Raw genomic sequence first — 14513 nt, forward strand, 5'->3', positions numbered from 1 at the left:
CAGCGCCGACCGGACCGCACCGCCCGTGGCCTCAGGCCACGCCCTCCAGCTGCTTCTCCGCCCGCTTGGCGGCCACCTGGTCGGCGTGCGCCCGTCCCGTGAGCAGGGCGAGCTCCAACGCCTCCGACCGGGACGCGGCGGCGGCGTCACGCAGCTCGGCCATCGCCGGGTTCACGTCGGCGAGGGTCAGCTCGGCCGAGACGACCGTGAGGTCGGCGCCGAAGAACTCACCGAAGATCCGCACCAGGTACGGGGTGGCGTGGTCCCAGCCCTCACGCGGGGTGCCCGGGCCGTAGCCGCCGCCGCGCGCCACCACCAGGGTCACCGGCTTCCCGTCCAACGGAGCCGCCATGAAGCGCTGGTCGGTGAGCAGCAGGTCGATGTAGTTCTTGAGGTGCTGCGGCACGCCGTAGTTGTAGAGCGGTGCCGAGATCACCGCGGCGTCGGCCGAGAGCAGTTCGTCGGCGAGAAGCGAGGCCAGGGTTCGGGCGGCGCGCTGCTCGGGGGTGCGGTCCTCCTCGGGCAGGAACCCGGCGGTGGCCGCCTGCAGCCACACCTCAGGAGACAGCAGCGGTGCCGTGAGATCGCGGCGGACCACCGTGTCCTGCGGGTGGCGGTCAACCCACGCGCGCTGCACGGTGTCGGCCACCTCACGGCTCACCGATCCCTCGTGACGAATGCTCGCGTCGAGGCGGAAAAACGTCATCGGAACTCCTTCTGTCGTGCAGCATCTCTGCGACTCAGATCGTCTGCTATCAAGACGATCGTGTCAACCGAACTTCTCTGATGTCGTATTCCCCCAGGTAGGATGAGACCGTGAGCACACCGCCGACCGTCGACTCGGATCTCGGCTGGGCGCTGGGCGCCGTGATGAGGTCGTACCTGAAGGCGGCGCACGAAGCGGTCGACGACGTACCGGGTGGGCCGCGCGGCTACCAGGTGCTCTCCGCGGCGGGGCGTGGTGAGCCGGGCAGCCAGCTCGCGCTGGCCCAGCACCTCGGTTTGGACCGCACCGTGATGACCTACCTGCTCGACGACCTGGAGAGCGCGGGTCTGGTCGAGCGCAAACCCGACCCTGCCGACCGTCGCGCCCGCCGCATCGTGCTCACCGAGGCGGGAACAGAACGCCTGTGCGAGCTCGAACGCCGGCTCGCGGCCGTGGAGGACGAGGTTCTCGAACCGCTCGATCCCACGGAGCGCGGCGTGCTTCGCCACCTGCTGGAGCGGGTGGCCACCCGCACCGGCTTGGAGGCCGCCGACGCATGCTCGGTTGCGCAGGAAGTGAAGGACAAGCTGGAGGATGGCGCCACGGCCAGGCCCCGCCGCCGGCGGAGTTGATCAGGCACGCGTTGCTCGCGGCCGATCCGGGTAGGCCGAATGCATGGCAGATGTCGACGACGAACTGTGGAACGAGTTCCACCGCGTTGTGAACATGACCTCACGTGAGCTGGGCGACTGGCTGCGCACCCGCGACGCGGGCGAGGACGCCGAGCAGTTTCCCGACCGGACCGGCCCGCCAACCGGGCACGAGGTCCTGGCGATCCTCGGCAAACGTCGCCACGACATCACCGATCAGGACGCGCACGTCATGCGCCGGGTCGTCGAGCGGGTGCACGAGCAGCGCCGCGACGACCTCGAGCCCACGGCCGGGCAGGCCGCCTGGCGACATAAGCTCATGTCCATCGGGCACGACCCGCTCAAGCCCGCAGACTGACGCAACACGGCCGCGACGGCGGTGAAGAGGAGGACTCCGTGGCAGATCACCCGCAGCGCATCGCGATCCTCGGAGCAGGCGCCGTGGGCGGGATGCTCGGGGTGCTCCTGGCCGACGCGGGGCACGCGGTCACGGTGCTCGCCACCGACCGCACCAGCACCGCGATCAACTCCGCCGGGCTCACGCTGCGCAGTGGCCGCTACGGCGACCGTCACGCGTCGGTGCCGGCGCGGCCCTGGCTGACCGAGCCGGTCGACCTCCTCTTCGTCACGGTCAAAGCCCCCGACCTGCTCGCTGCGCTGGCCCGGGTCCCCCCGTCGCTGGTGTCCGGGGCCACCGTGGTGCCGCTGCTCAACGGGATCGACCACGTGCCGCTGCTGCGAGCCGTGTTCGGCGACGCCGGCGTCACCCCCATGACCGTGGCGGTGGAGGCCACGCGGGTGGCCCCCGGTGTGATCGAGCATCTGTCGTCGTTCAACGACTACGCGGTGGCCGCCGACCGCCCCGACACCGGGCCGGATGCAGCCGCGGTACTGCAGAAGGCGGGCCTCGACGTCGACGCGTCGGCGCCCGACGAGGCCACCCTGCTGTGGCGCAAGCTCTCCTTCCTGTGCCCGCTCGCGCTGATCACCACGAGCACGCGGGAGGCGATCGGGCCGGCCCGGGAGGCTCGCGCCGACGTACTCGATGCGCTGGTCACCGAGACAGCGGCCGCGGCGGCGCGAGACGGGGCCCACATCGACCCGGACACGGTCCGGAAGCGGCTCTCCTCGCTGCCCGCGACCATGCTGTCCTCGATGCTCAAGGACGCGATGGCCGGAGCGGTGCTGGAGCTCGACGCCATCGCCGGGCCGGTGCTGCGGGCCGCGCCCGACGGCGCGCCCGTCACCCGGAGTGTCGTCGCCGAGATCACCGCTGCCGGCGCAGCTACCCCTTCCTGACCACCTCGATCAGGCTCGTCCAGGAGTCGCGGCCGTGGCCCGCGGCGAGGGCCCGGTCGTAGAGCGACTTGACCGCTGCCGGAATGCCGGCGTCGATACCGGCGTCCACGCTCGCCCCCAGGACGTGGTCCGCCGACGCACGCATCATCGTCACGTCGGCACCGTCGCCCGGGTACCGGCCGGCCTCGACGTCACGAGCCGCCTCGCCGAGGAAGTACGCGAGACCATTCACGTTGTCCACCGCGTAGGGAAGGAACTCCGCGGCGGACACGCCTGCCGAGCCGACCAGTGCCGTGGCGTGCAGGTACGCCGCCAGTGACGTCAGGAAGAGCGACAGCTGGGCCTGGTAGTAGAGCTGCGCCAGCGCTGGGTCCGCGCCACGGTAGTCGGCCCGGCCGATCACACGCAGCGTGGGCTCGTGGGCGTCGAATGTGGACTGCCGGCCGCTGTAGAAGACGTAGGCCGCATCGGTGCCGACCATCTCCGCCGGCACCATGATCCCGCCGACGAGCAGTTCGGCTCCGCGCTCGGCCAGCCACGCGGCGGCCTCCCGCGTCCGCTCCGGGGTGTCGGAGCTCAGGTTCACGATCACGCGGCCCGCGAGCTCGCCCTCCGCCGGCGTCAGCACGTCGTACATGGCGGCGTAGTCGGTCAGGCTCAGCAGCACCAGCCGGTTGGCGGCCACTGCATCCGCCACCGTGGCCGCCCGCATCGCACCCTCGGCCACGAGGTCGTCGGCCCTCGCCGCCGTGCGGTTCCACACCGTCGTCGGGTGCCCGGCGGCCAGGAACCGCCGCACCATCGCCTGGCCCATCGGGCCCAGGCCGATCATCGTCAGGGGCGTGGCGCTGTTCTCACTCATCGGTTCCCTCCCGTGACGCCGGTGGCCGCTCGCGGCTCGACCAGCGCTTCGATCACACTTGCGATGTCGTCCTGGCCGTGGCCGTCGGCGACTCTCCGCTCCATGAGCGCGGCCAGTGGGGCGAGCAGCTCAGCGCTGACGCCCTGCGCCTTCGCGACGTCGACGAGGTGGACGTAGCCGGACGCCTGCATGGCGAGCGTGGCAACCACGCCCGTGGCGTAGTCGCCCGTGTCGATCTGCTCTGCCGAGCCGGTCACGAACTCGCTCATGCTGCCCAGCCACTCGCGGAGCGTCGGTGCGAACTCCTTTGCCGAGCCGCCCGCCGAGCAGACGAGCGCGAAGGCCTGCAGCGCGCCCCCGAACATCCCGTACATGCCGCTGAGCAGGGCGAGGTCGTGCAGCGAGGCGAGCCCGGGGTCCTCGCCGACGAAACGGCTGCCGCCGAGGACGTCCAACGCCGCGCGGTGGGCGTCGAACGTGCGCAACGGTCCGCTGTAGAGCACGAACGCCGAGGGTGTTCCGATCATCGGCGGGACCGCCATGATCCCGCCGTCCAGGTGCTCGGCACCCCGCTCGCGGGCCCAGGCGTCCAGCTCGCGGGCCTGTTCGGGGGTGCCGGTCGTGAGGTTGACCAGGACCCGTCCGGCAAGCGCGTCGCCCACCGGGTCGAGCACCTCGTGCACGGAGCGGTGGTCGCCCAGGCAGACCACCACCAGCGGGCTCGCCGCTACGGCCGCGGCGGCCGTATCGGCGCGCACCGCGCCCGCAGCGACGAGCGCCGCGGCCTTCTCCGGGGCGCGGTTCCACACCGTGGTCGGGTGGCCGGCGGCAATGAACGCCCTGGCCAGCGCGCTGCCCATGGCGCCGAGGCCGAGCACCGTCACCGCCTTGTCGGTGTTCTTCATCGAGTCCTTCCGGAAATCCGTGGAGCTGCATCTGTCATGGGCCAGCCTGTGGGTGTCCGCGCACGGTTCGCTGGGGGTCCGCGCACGGCTGGTGCCCGATTCCGTCGGTCGGAGCGGTTACGGTCGTCTCGTGCGTTTCGGGGTGCTCGGTCCACTGGCCGTGTGGACGTCGCAGGGCGCTCCCGTGCGAGTCCCCGAGCTGAAGGTCCGTGCCCTGCTGGCCGATCTGCTCATCCACGACGGGCGGCCCGTGTCCGTCGATCGGCTCCTCGACGATCTGTGGGGCGGGCAGCTACCCGGCAATCCGCGCAACACGCTGCAGACGAAGGTGTCGCAGCTGCGCAGCGCGTTGGAGAGCGCCGAGCCGGGGGGCCGCGAGCTCGTCGTCCACGAGCCGGCGGGATACCGGCTGCGCACCGAGGTGTGTGCCATCGACGTCCGGGAGTTCCGTGCGTTGACCGCCCGGGCCCGCGCCATCGACCACCCCGGCGCACGGGCGGCGATGCTGTCCGACGCGCTGGTGCTGTGGCGGGGTCCCGCCCTGGCCGACGTCGCAGGCGAGCCGTTCGCCGCCGCGGCCATCCGTGGCCTGGAGGAGGAACGGCTGGTCGCGTCCGAGGAGCGGGCCGAGGCGCTGCTCGCGGCCCCCGGTCCCCCCGACGGCGCGCTGGTCGGCGAACTGGAGGAGCTCGTCGCCCGGCATCCGCTGCGGGAGCGGCTGCGCTCGGCGCAGATCCGCGCACTCCACCAGGCCGGGCTCCCGAGTGAGGCGCTGGCGAGCTACTCCGACCTCCGCACACGGCTGGTCGAGGAACTCGGGCTCGAACCCGGCCCCGAGCTCGCAGCCCTGCAGCAGGCGATCCTCACGCAAGATCTCGGATCGCACCGCGCTCCCACAGCGACGCGCCCCCACACCAACCTCCCTGCCCCGATCACCGAGCTGGTCGGCCGGGCGGCGGCGGTGGAGGAGGTGCGCACGCTGCTCCGCAGCGCCCGGCTGGTCACGCTCACCGGGCCGGGCGGAGTCGGGAAGACGAGCCTCGCGGTGGAGACGGCCCGGCAGCTCGTGTCCGATCTACCTGACGGCACGTGGCTGGTCGAGCTCGCCGGCATCGACCGGCAGGTGCACCCCGAGCAGCCGGGGCCGGCCGAGGAACGGCTGGTGGAGGTGGTGGCGGCCGCGCTCGGCGTCCGCGACGACCAGGGCCCCGTTTCGGCCGGTGCGCCCAGCCGCCTCGCCGACCGGCTCGGCGAGGCGTTGCGCGAGCGGGAGGTCCTGCTCGTGCTGGACAACTGCGAGCAGGTGGTCGAGCAGGTCGCGGCGCTGGCCCAGCGGCTGCTCCGCCTCGCGCCCGGCCTGCGGATCCTCACCACCAGCCGGGAGCCGCTCGGACTCACCGGCGAGGTGCTGCGGCCCGTCCCGCCGCTTGCCCTGCCCGAGCGCGGCGCCGAGCAGCGCCTCCATACGGTGCGGGAGGCGTCCGCTGTGCAGCTGTTCGTCGCCCGCGCGACCGCGGCAGCGCCGGGGTTCACCCTCGACGCGGCCACCGCGCCCGCCGTTGCCGCGATCTGCCGTCGCCTCGACGGCATCCCGCTGGCTCTGGAGCTGGCAGCCACCCGGGTGCGGGCGCTCGGGGTGCACGAGTTGCTCGCCCGCCTCGACGACCGGTTCGGGCTGTTGTCCACCGGAGCCCGCGGTGCGCCGGCCCGGCAGCAGACGTTGCGCGCGATGATCGACTGGAGCTGGGAGCTGCTCACCGCACCGGAGCAGATCGTGCTGCGCCGCCTGGCCGTCCACGCCGAGGGGTGCGACTTGCGCGCCGCCGAGGCGGTGTGCGCGGGCCCCGGGGTGGCGCCCGGAGACGTCGTCCACCTGCTCAGCCGGCTGGTCGACCGGTCGCTGGTCGTCGCCCACATCGACGCTGCGGGCGAACCGCGGTTCCGGCTGCTCGAGTCGGTCGCGGCCTACTGCCTCGAGCGGGTGGCCGAGGCGGGCGAGGCCGAGGAGCTGCGTGGGCAGCACGCCCGCCACTACCTCGGCTTCGCCGAGCACGCCGAGCCGCTCCTGCGCGGTCCCGAGCAGGGGCTGTGGCTCGAACGGCTCGACGCGGAGGCCGCCAACATGCGAGCCGCGTTCGAGCACACGTGCCGGCAGCCCGAGGGCGCCGAGTCCGCGTTGCGCTTGGCCGGCGCGCTCTGCTGGTACTGGTTCCTCCGCGGCCGGGTCGGTGAGGCCCGCCGGTCGCTGGGACGCGCGCTGTCCGTGCCAGGGGCGGCACCCGCCACCGTGCGGGCCGTCGCGGCAGCCTGGGACGCGAGCCTCGGCGTACTCGACGGTGATCGGATCGAGGCCCCACCAGAGCTCGACACGCAGCTGGCGCTCGAACTCGCCGCCATCGAGCCCCCGGCGCTGCGTGCGCGGATGCAGTGGTTCCTCGGATACGCCCTCACCACCGTGGGCCACTCCCGTGGCGAGCATTTCACCGCGGTCGCTCTGCGCACCTTCCGCGCTCTCGACGATCGCTGGGGCGTCGCCGCCGCGCTCGTCGACCACATGAGCCAGCTGATGGCCAAAGGCGACCTCGCGGGCGCGGGCCGCGCCGCCGCGCGTGCCGCCGCGCTGTTCCGCGACGTCGGCGACCGCTGGGGTCAGGTGCAGGCGTCCTACGCCGTCGGCACGCTCGCCTCGATCGCCGGCGACTACGAGCGGGCCACCCACCAGCACCGCGAGGGGTTGCGGATGGCCGAGGAACTCGGCCTGTGGGCCGAGGTGTCCTACCAGCTGTCGTGGCTCGGCCGGGTCGCCCTCCTCGATGGGCGGTTCGCGGAGGCGACGCAGCTCCACGAGCAGGCGCTGCGCACGGCCGTGGAGCACGCCTTCGTCCCGGGTCGCATGTACGCCGCCACCGGGCTCGCGCTCGGCGCGCGCCGCGTGGGCGATCTCGACGCCGCCGAGGAGCACCTCCATGACCTGCTCGCCTGGCACGCCGGAGCGGTCGTCGATCCGGGCAACGCCCTGATCCTCGCCGAGCTCGGCTTCGTCGCGGAGCTGCGCGGCGATGCGGCGGCAGCCACCAAGCTGCATCTCGACGGCTTCGCCATGGCGCGCCGGGTCGGTGATCCGCGGGCCGTCGCGCTGGCCATGGAAGGCCTGGCCGGAGCCCTCGCATTGGTGGGCGAGCACGTGCGGGCCGCCCAGCTGCTCGGTGCCGCCGCAGCGGCACGGGGGTCGGTCGGGGCGCCACTGCCCGACGCCGAGCGCGGCGACGTCGACCGGATCACGGCCACGGCCCGCGGGGCCCTCGGTGAGCAGCGTTTCGGCAACGAGTTCGACCGCGGTGCCGGGATGGAGCCCGACGAGCTCGTACAGCCACTCGCCGCACCCGCGCGAGTCGCCCGTTAACCACCCCCGAGCTGCCTGATGGTCGGCGAAGACCTGCCCGATGTCCCCCATACGAGAGTCCTCACGGACCTGGCGTTGGGAGTGCACTGAACTACTGTGCGTGAGCGTGGGGGTACGGGTAGAACGTTGCTGGTCGGGAGCTTCGTCCCGCCGCCGTGTCCAGCGGGCGTCACGTGCCACTGGAGTCCTCGTGGCCTGCCTGCTGGCCCTCGCCTGCACCCCTGTCGTTCCGTTGGCTCCGCTGACCGCTCGCGTCTCGGTTCCCGCGGGGGCGACCACGGTGCTCGACGGCGACGGTCCGGCCGCGCTGGCCGTCGCCACCAGCGCCGCACTCTTCGCCAGCGCGCCCGTCGCGGTGCTCACCGCGGCCGCGGATCCTGCCGGGCCGGCTGCGGCCGGCCCCATGGCGGAGCGGATCGGTGCGCCCCTGTTGCTGACCCCCACCGACGAGGACTCCCCCGACGTACGCGCCGAGCTGACCAGGCTCGGCACCACCACCGTGCTCGCCGTGGGCGAGGAGGCCGTGCGCTGGGCGACCGCGGCGGAGGTTGCGGCCAGGATCGTCACCGACGAGGCCGCGCTGTCCCCTGTTGTCGCACCGGCTCACCGGCAGTCCGTGCTGGTGCTGGCGACCGACCCCACTGCCCAGCTCGCGGCGGTCACCACGGCCCGTGCCTCCGGGGCCGATCTGGCCGTGCTGCCGGGAGGCGACCCACGGCTCGCGTCCGAACATCTCCGGCGTCCTGAGCATGTCGTCGCACTCGGCTCCGGGTTCGGCTCACCCGAGGTGCTCGAGCAACGGCTGGCCGTGGCCGCGACCGGCGTGATGCTTCCCGGGGGCGGCCAGGTGGCGTTCCCGGGACGGCGCATGGTGGCCCTCTACGGTCATCCGGGCGCACCGGCTCTCGGTGTGCTCGGCGAGCAGGACATCGCGGGATCGATACGGCGCGCCCGGGAACTCGCGGCCGAGTACCAGCCGCTCGTCGGAGAACCGGTCGTCCCCGCCTTCGAGATCATCGCCACGGTCGCCGACTCCGTGCCGGGCTCGGACGGCAACTATTCGGCCGAGTCCTCCGTCGACGAACTACGTCCGTGGGTGGACGCGGCGCGCGAGGCGGGCGTCTACGTGATGCTGGACCTGCAACCGGGCCGCACCGACTTCCTCACGCAGGCCAAGCGCTACGAGGAACTGCTCGCCCAGCCCCACGTCGGATTGGCTCTGGACCCCGAGTGGCGACTCGGCCCCCAACAGCTCCACCGTGTGCAGATCGGCTCGGTCGGCATCGACGAGGTGAACTCTGTGGTGACGTGGCTCGCCGACCTCACCCGGGACCGGGTGCTCCCGCAGAAGCTGCTGATGGTGCACCAGTTCCGGCTCATGATGATCAACGGACGGGACCGGCTCGACACATCGCGCGACGAGCTGTCGCTCGTGCTGCACGCCGACGGCTTCGGCACGCCGGATCTCAAGTTCGCGACCTGGCGCACGCTGCACCAGGCCGCGCCGTCCGGTGTCCGCTGGGGCTGGAAGAACTTCTACGACGAGGACAGCCCGATGTTCACCGCTGCCCAGACCATGGCGATCGGGCCGCAGTCCCCGGTGTTCATCAGCTTCCAGTAGGTCGGTCGCCCGCGCCCGGCCCGGACGGGGTGAGGATCACGACGGGGATCGTGCGGCTCGTCTTCTCCTGGTACTCCCCGAACCGGGGTAGCGCGGCAACCTGGCGCGCGAAGAGCTCGCTGCGTTCCGGTTCCTCCGCCACGGTGGCGATGGCGGCCAGGATCTCGTCGCCGACCTCCACCTGTACGGCCGGCTGGGCGACGACGTTGTGGAACCAGTCCGGGTGCCGGGGGGCGCCCTGGTCGCTCCCGAACACGACGAACCGGTCGCCGTCGGGGAGGTAGGTCAGCGGGTTGATCCGAGGTTGGCCGGTGCGCGCCCCGACGGTGTGCAACAGCAGGATGGGCGAAGCCACGAAAGGGCCGCCGACCTGCCCATGGTTGGCCCGGAATGTGGCGATGACCGGCGGATTCACTTCGGCCCAGTTCGGCTTTTCTGCCATGCCGTCCACACGATCACCGCCACACTCCGACGTCAATCACCGCAGCAGCAGGTCACTCGCCTTCTCCCCGATCATCATGCAGGTGATGTTGGGGTTGATCGCCGGCAGGAACGGAAGGATCGACGCGTCCGCGATCCGCAGCCCGTCCACCCCGCGCACCCGCAGTTGAGGGTCGACCACGGCCATCGGGTCGGACGCCGGCCCCATCTTGGCGGTGCACGCCGGGTGGTAGACGGTGTTGTGGGTCTTCGTGACGTAGTCCACCAACTCGTCGTCGGTCACCACGTCCGGGCCGGGCGCGAGCTCCCGGGCCACCCACTCCTTGAGCGGCTGCTGCTCCCCGATCCGCCGCGCGAGCTTCAGACCGGCGAGCATCACGGCCATGTCATGGCCCTCGGGGTCGCTGAAATAGCGCGGATCGACCTTGGGCCGATCGCGGAAGTCACGGGTGCGCAACCGCACCGTGCCCCGCGACCGGCCACGGGTCACGTTCGGAGTGAGACAGAAACCGTTGTCCGTGGTCGGGTAACCCCAGCGCACGGTGTTGAGGTCGAACGGCACGGAGCCGTAGTGCATCATCAGGTCCGGCCGGTCCAGTCCGGGCTCCGTGCGCGTGAACAGCCCGATCTCCCACCACTGCGTCGAGCGGGTGACCATCGGCCGGGACGCCTCCCACATCACGAGGCCCTCGACGTGATCGTCCAGGTTGGACCCCACGCCCGGCGCGTCCACGAGCACGTCGATGCCGAACTCGCGCAGATGCTCGGCCGGACCGATCCCGGAGAGCATCAGCAGCTTCGGGGTGTCGATCGACCCGGCCGACAGCACCACCTCGCGGCGCGCGGTGACCGTGCGCCGGCCCGGGCCGATGTCCTGCTGGTACTCCACACCGGTCGCGCGCCCTGCCTCAAACAGCACGCGCGACGCCCAGGCGCCCGTGCGGATCTCGAGGTTGCGCCGCGACTCCATGATCGGGTGCAGGTAGGCCCGTGACGACGAGGCGCGCGTGCCGTCGGGCTCCTGGTTGATCTGGAAGAAGCCCGCACCCTCACAGACCGTGGTGCCCTCGTTGAACCGGACGGTCGGGAGCCCGACGGCGGCGGCGGCCTCCAGCACCGCCACGCCGCACGGGTCGTCCGGCTCGACCTGCATGATCGTCACCGGGCCCGACCGGCCGTGCCCGGACCACGGCCCGTCGTTGGTCTCCAGCCGCTCGATCAGCGGCCAGCACTCGTCGGCGCTCCAGCCGTCGCAGCCCATGGACGCCCACTCGTCGAGGTCCTCGCGTGGCGTCCAGAACGCGATGCACGAGTTGTGCGACGAGCAGCCGCCGAGCACCTTCGCGCGCGCGTGCCGCAGGAAGTTGTTGCCGTGCTCCTGCGGCTCGACCAGGTAGTCCCAGTCGTAGCCGGAGTCCAGCAGCGCCATCCAGTCGGTGAGCTTCAGGATCGCCGGGTCGTCCACGTCGGACGGTCCGGCTTCGAGGAGGCACACCGTGACGTCCGGGTCCTCCGACAGCCGGGCGGCAAGGGCACAGCCGGACGACCCGCCCCCGACGACCACATAGTCGAATACACCACTCACGCCTGGCTCCCCTCCGGGAACGACTGGGAGTCCTTCGGCACCGTCGGGTCGACGTCGAGTTGCTTCGCGAGGTGCTCGGGCAGGGTGCCCACCTGGTGCCGTCCGCGCAGCAGGAACCAGCCCAGCCCCACCACGACGACCGCGCCGATGAAGATGAACGCGCTCCAGGCCAGTACGCCCTCGCCGTAGACCTCCGTGCGGGGCCAGGCGAGGTTCACGGCCATCACCGCTCCCCACACCACGGCGATGATATTGACCGGCAGGCCCCAGCGCCCGAGCGAGAAGTAGCCGTCCTTGCCCGCGCCGGGACCCGGCCACTCGCCACGCAAGCGCTTACTGAGCATCGGCGCCGTCACCAGCAGGTACGCGATGTAGATCATGATGATCGCGACGCTGGTGACCGCCGTGAAGATCTCCCGCGAGCCGATGTTGACCACGAGGATCAGCACCGCGGCCACACCGATCAGCACCGCCGGCACGAGCGGGGTCCGCCGCTTGGGGTCGAGGTGGGCGAGCCGCGCGGCGCCGGGGAGTGCGTTGTCACGCGCCATGGCGAACATCAGCCGGATCGCCGCGGTGTGCACGGCGAGCGCGCAGACCGTGATCGCGATGATCACCGCCACCAGCAGGACGCTGCCGACCGGTCCACCGAGCACGGACAGCACGATGTACTGCAGGCCGTTCTCCCCGATCGCCGGGTCTGCGAGGTCGGGCGCGGCGAGGATGGCGAACAACAGGATCAGCCCGCCGATGATGAACGACGCGATCACGGCACGCAGGATCGCCGAGGGCGCGGTACGGCGGGGGTCGACGGTCTCCTCACCCAACGAGCTGGCGGTGTCGAAGCCGTACATGACGTAGGCGCTGGCGAGCGTGGCGATGAGGAACGCCCCGAAGTAGCCGAGATTCGTACCCTCGCCGAGGCCCTGGGTGTCGAAGAGCACCGTGGGCGGGTTGACGATGTTGATACCGAGCAGGACCACCAGGATCACCGCGGCGATCAGCTCGATGAACACACCGACACTGTTGATCCGGGACATCAGCTTGACGCCGATGGCGTTCACCGTGGTGGTGAACGCGACGAGGACCACGCCCCAGATCACGGCGGAGACCGCGAATGTGGTGCCGGTGCCGTCGCCGACGAGCTGGAATCCGCTCCAGATCTGCGGGAGCGTGGTCTGGTAGCCGAGAGCGACCGCCGAGATCGTGACGACCGAGGCCATGAACATCATCCAGCCGGCGAGCCAGGATGTCGCGGGGCCTGCGAGGCGCTTCGACCAGTTGTAGACCGAACCCGCAACGGGATAGCGCGCGGCCAGCTCCGCGAAACAGAGCGCCACCATGACCTGGCCGAAGAACACGAGCGGCCACGACCACCAATAAGCGGGGCCGCCGAACGCGAAACCGAAGTAGAACAGCTGGAACGTGCCCGTCAGGATCGAGATGTAGCTGATGCCCGCCGCGAAGCTGGCGAACTTTCCGATGCTGCGGTCGAGCGACTGGCTGTAGCCGAAATCGGCCAGCCCGTCGTCCTGGGGAGCGCTCACCGGGGGACCTCCTGTATTCATCCCGAGAACCACCGCATCGGCTTTGGTGCGGTGTTGTGCCAGATGTGCTTGTGTTCCTGGTACTCGGCCAGCCCCGTCGGACCGAGTTCGCGACCGTTGCCGGACCGCTTGAAACCGCCCCACTCCGCCCCCGGGATGTACGGGTGGTAATCGTTGATCCACACCGTGCCGTGCCGCAGTGCCCCCGCCACCCGCTCGGCCCGGCCCATATCGGCAGTCCACACCGCACCGGCGAGGCCGAAATCGGTGTCGTTGCCCAGCGCGATGGCCTCCTCCTCGGAGGAGAAGCGCTCCACGGTGAGGATCGGACCGAACGTCTCCTCGCGGATCACGCGCATCTCGCGGTGCACGTCGGCGAACACGGTGGGCCGGTAGAAGAAACCCTTCTGCAGCTCCGGCTCCTCCGGCCGATGCCCACCCGCGACCAGCCGCGCCCCCTCGGCCTGCGCCGACGCGACATAGTCCTCGATCTTGGCGCGGTGTGCCGCCGACACCAGCGGACCGACCTCGCTCCCCTCGTCGAGGCCGTTGCCCAACCTGATCCGCTCGGCCCGCCGCCCGATCTCGGCGACGAGGTCGTCGTGCATCTCGTCCTGCACGATGAGCCGGGCGCCGGCCGAGCAGACCTGGCCCGAGTGCAGGAACACCGCAGTGATCGCGTAGTCGACGGCCGTCTCGAAGTCGGTGTCGGAGAAGACGATGTTGGGGTTCTTCCCACCGAGTTCGACGGCCACGCGCTTCACCGTGGAAGCGGACGCGCGGATGATCGCCTGGCCGGTGGCGAGACCGCCGGTGAAGCTGACCATGTCGACGGCCGGGTGCTCCGTGAGCGGGGCACCGACGCTGGGGCCGTCCCCCAGCACGATGTTGACCACGCCCTGCGGCACGCCTGCTTCTTCGAGCAGCCGCACGAGCATCACGCTCGTCAGCGGCGTCACCTCGCTGGGCTTGATCACCATCGTGTTGCCCGCGACGATCGCGGGAGCGACCTTCCACGACAGCTGCAGCAGCGGGTAGTTCCACGGCGTGATGAGTGCGCACACGCCGATCGGCTCGTGGACCACCCGGCTGACGACGTGGGCCTGTCCGGAGTCGACGATCCGCCCCACGTCCTTGTCGGCGAGGTCGGCGTAGTAGCGGAACACCGCTGTCACGTCGTCGACGTCGATCCGGCTCTCCGCCAGCGTCTTACCGGTGTCGAGCGTCTCGGTGCGGGCGATCTTCTCCTTGTCCCGCAGGAGCAGGTCGGCGACCCGGCGCAGCAACGCCGCGCGCTCCGTCGCCGGGGTGCGTCGCCATGGCCCGGTGTCGAACGCCGCCCGCGCCGCGAGCACCGCCCGGTCGACGTCGTCCGGCCCGGCCTGGCCGACCGTCTCGATCACGCTTGCGTCGAACGGGTTGATCACCTCGGCGGTCCCACCGGAGCCGGCGATCCATGATCCGTTGACGAATTGGCTGAGCACGCGTAGATCG

At 71.4% G+C, this 14513-nt stretch carries 12 protein-coding genes; 5 read left to right on the top strand and 7 right to left on the bottom strand.

Going from position 1 to position 14513, the window contains the following annotated elements; genetic code table 11:
• Positions 1–31 precede the first annotated feature (31 nt).
• The gene (locus tag ABD743_RS02440; protein ID WP_344718316.1) at positions 32–706 is read right to left on the bottom strand and encodes an FMN-dependent NADH-azoreductase; all 675 of its coding nucleotides are present in this window, start codon (positions 704–706) and stop codon (positions 32–34) included.
• A 110-nt stretch (positions 707–816) separates the two neighbouring features.
• Between ABD743_RS02440 and ABD743_RS02445 the strand changes: the two genes are divergently transcribed.
• From ABD743_RS02445 to ABD743_RS02455, 3 genes are read left to right on the top strand one after another with little or no spacing between them, the layout of a single operon-like run.
• Entirely contained in the window at positions 817–1338 is a 522-nt protein-coding gene (locus ABD743_RS02445) for a MarR family winged helix-turn-helix transcriptional regulator (RefSeq protein ID WP_344718318.1), read from the top strand.
• Positions 1339–1381: 43 nt separating this feature from the next.
• A complete protein-coding gene (locus tag ABD743_RS02450; RefSeq protein ID WP_344718320.1) occupies positions 1382–1714 on the top strand; it encodes a DUF3140 domain-containing protein in 333 nt (110 codons plus the stop codon).
• 38 nt (positions 1715–1752) lie between these two features.
• The gene (locus ABD743_RS02455) at positions 1753–2655 is read left to right on the top strand and encodes a ketopantoate reductase family protein (protein ID WP_344718322.1); all 903 of its coding nucleotides are present in this window, start codon (positions 1753–1755) and stop codon (positions 2653–2655) included.
• On the opposite strand, the gene ABD743_RS02460 is transcribed toward ABD743_RS02455, so the two are convergent.
• Entirely contained in the window at positions 2642–3517 is an 876-nt protein-coding gene (locus tag ABD743_RS02460) for an NAD(P)-dependent oxidoreductase (RefSeq protein WP_344718324.1), read from the bottom strand. The genes ABD743_RS02455 and ABD743_RS02460 overlap by 14 nt on opposite strands.
• Complete coding sequence (locus tag ABD743_RS02465; RefSeq protein WP_344718326.1) at positions 3514–4422, bottom strand: NAD(P)-dependent oxidoreductase; 909 nt, start codon at positions 4420–4422, stop codon at positions 3514–3516. Before ABD743_RS02465 ends, ABD743_RS02460 begins: the two co-directional genes overlap by 4 nt.
• Before the next feature lie 130 nt (positions 4423–4552).
• Here ABD743_RS02465 and ABD743_RS02470 point away from each other — a divergent pair, with 130 nt between their 5' ends.
• Complete coding sequence (locus tag ABD743_RS02470) at positions 4553–7825, top strand: AfsR/SARP family transcriptional regulator (RefSeq protein WP_344718328.1); 3273 nt, start codon at positions 4553–4555, stop codon at positions 7823–7825.
• Positions 7826–8015: 190 nt separating this feature from the next.
• Positions 8016–9446, top strand: coding sequence for a hypothetical protein (locus ABD743_RS02475; protein ID WP_344718330.1), 1431 nt, complete (start codon positions 8016–8018; stop codon positions 9444–9446).
• Here ABD743_RS02475 and ABD743_RS02480 read toward each other — a convergent pair.
• Genes ABD743_RS02480 through ABD743_RS02495 form a run of 4 tightly spaced genes read right to left on the bottom strand, consistent with a single transcriptional unit; the run spans position 9433 to position 14503 of the window.
• Positions 9433–9888 (bottom strand): nitroreductase family deazaflavin-dependent oxidoreductase, encoded by a 456-nt coding sequence (locus tag ABD743_RS02480; protein ID WP_344718332.1) that lies wholly within the window; start codon positions 9886–9888, stop codon positions 9433–9435. The genes ABD743_RS02475 and ABD743_RS02480 overlap by 14 nt on opposite strands.
• A gap of 36 nt (positions 9889–9924) precedes the next feature.
• The gene (locus ABD743_RS02485) at positions 9925–11472 is read right to left on the bottom strand and encodes a GMC family oxidoreductase (RefSeq protein WP_344718334.1); all 1548 of its coding nucleotides are present in this window, start codon (positions 11470–11472) and stop codon (positions 9925–9927) included.
• Positions 11469–13040, bottom strand: coding sequence for an APC family permease (locus ABD743_RS02490; RefSeq protein ID WP_379659062.1), 1572 nt, complete (start codon positions 13038–13040; stop codon positions 11469–11471). Before ABD743_RS02490 ends, ABD743_RS02485 begins: the two co-directional genes overlap by 4 nt.
• On the bottom strand, positions 13037–14503 hold the full coding sequence (locus ABD743_RS02495) for an aldehyde dehydrogenase family protein (RefSeq protein WP_344718337.1): 1467 nt from the start codon (positions 14501–14503) through the stop codon (positions 13037–13039). Before ABD743_RS02495 ends, ABD743_RS02490 begins: the two co-directional genes overlap by 4 nt.
• Positions 14504–14513: the final 10 nt, after the last annotated feature.

Origin of the sequence: Pseudonocardia yunnanensis (genome assembly GCF_039534065.1) — a bacterium.
GTDB classification, from domain to species: domain Bacteria; phylum Actinomycetota; class Actinomycetes; order Mycobacteriales; family Pseudonocardiaceae; genus Pseudonocardia; species Pseudonocardia yunnanensis.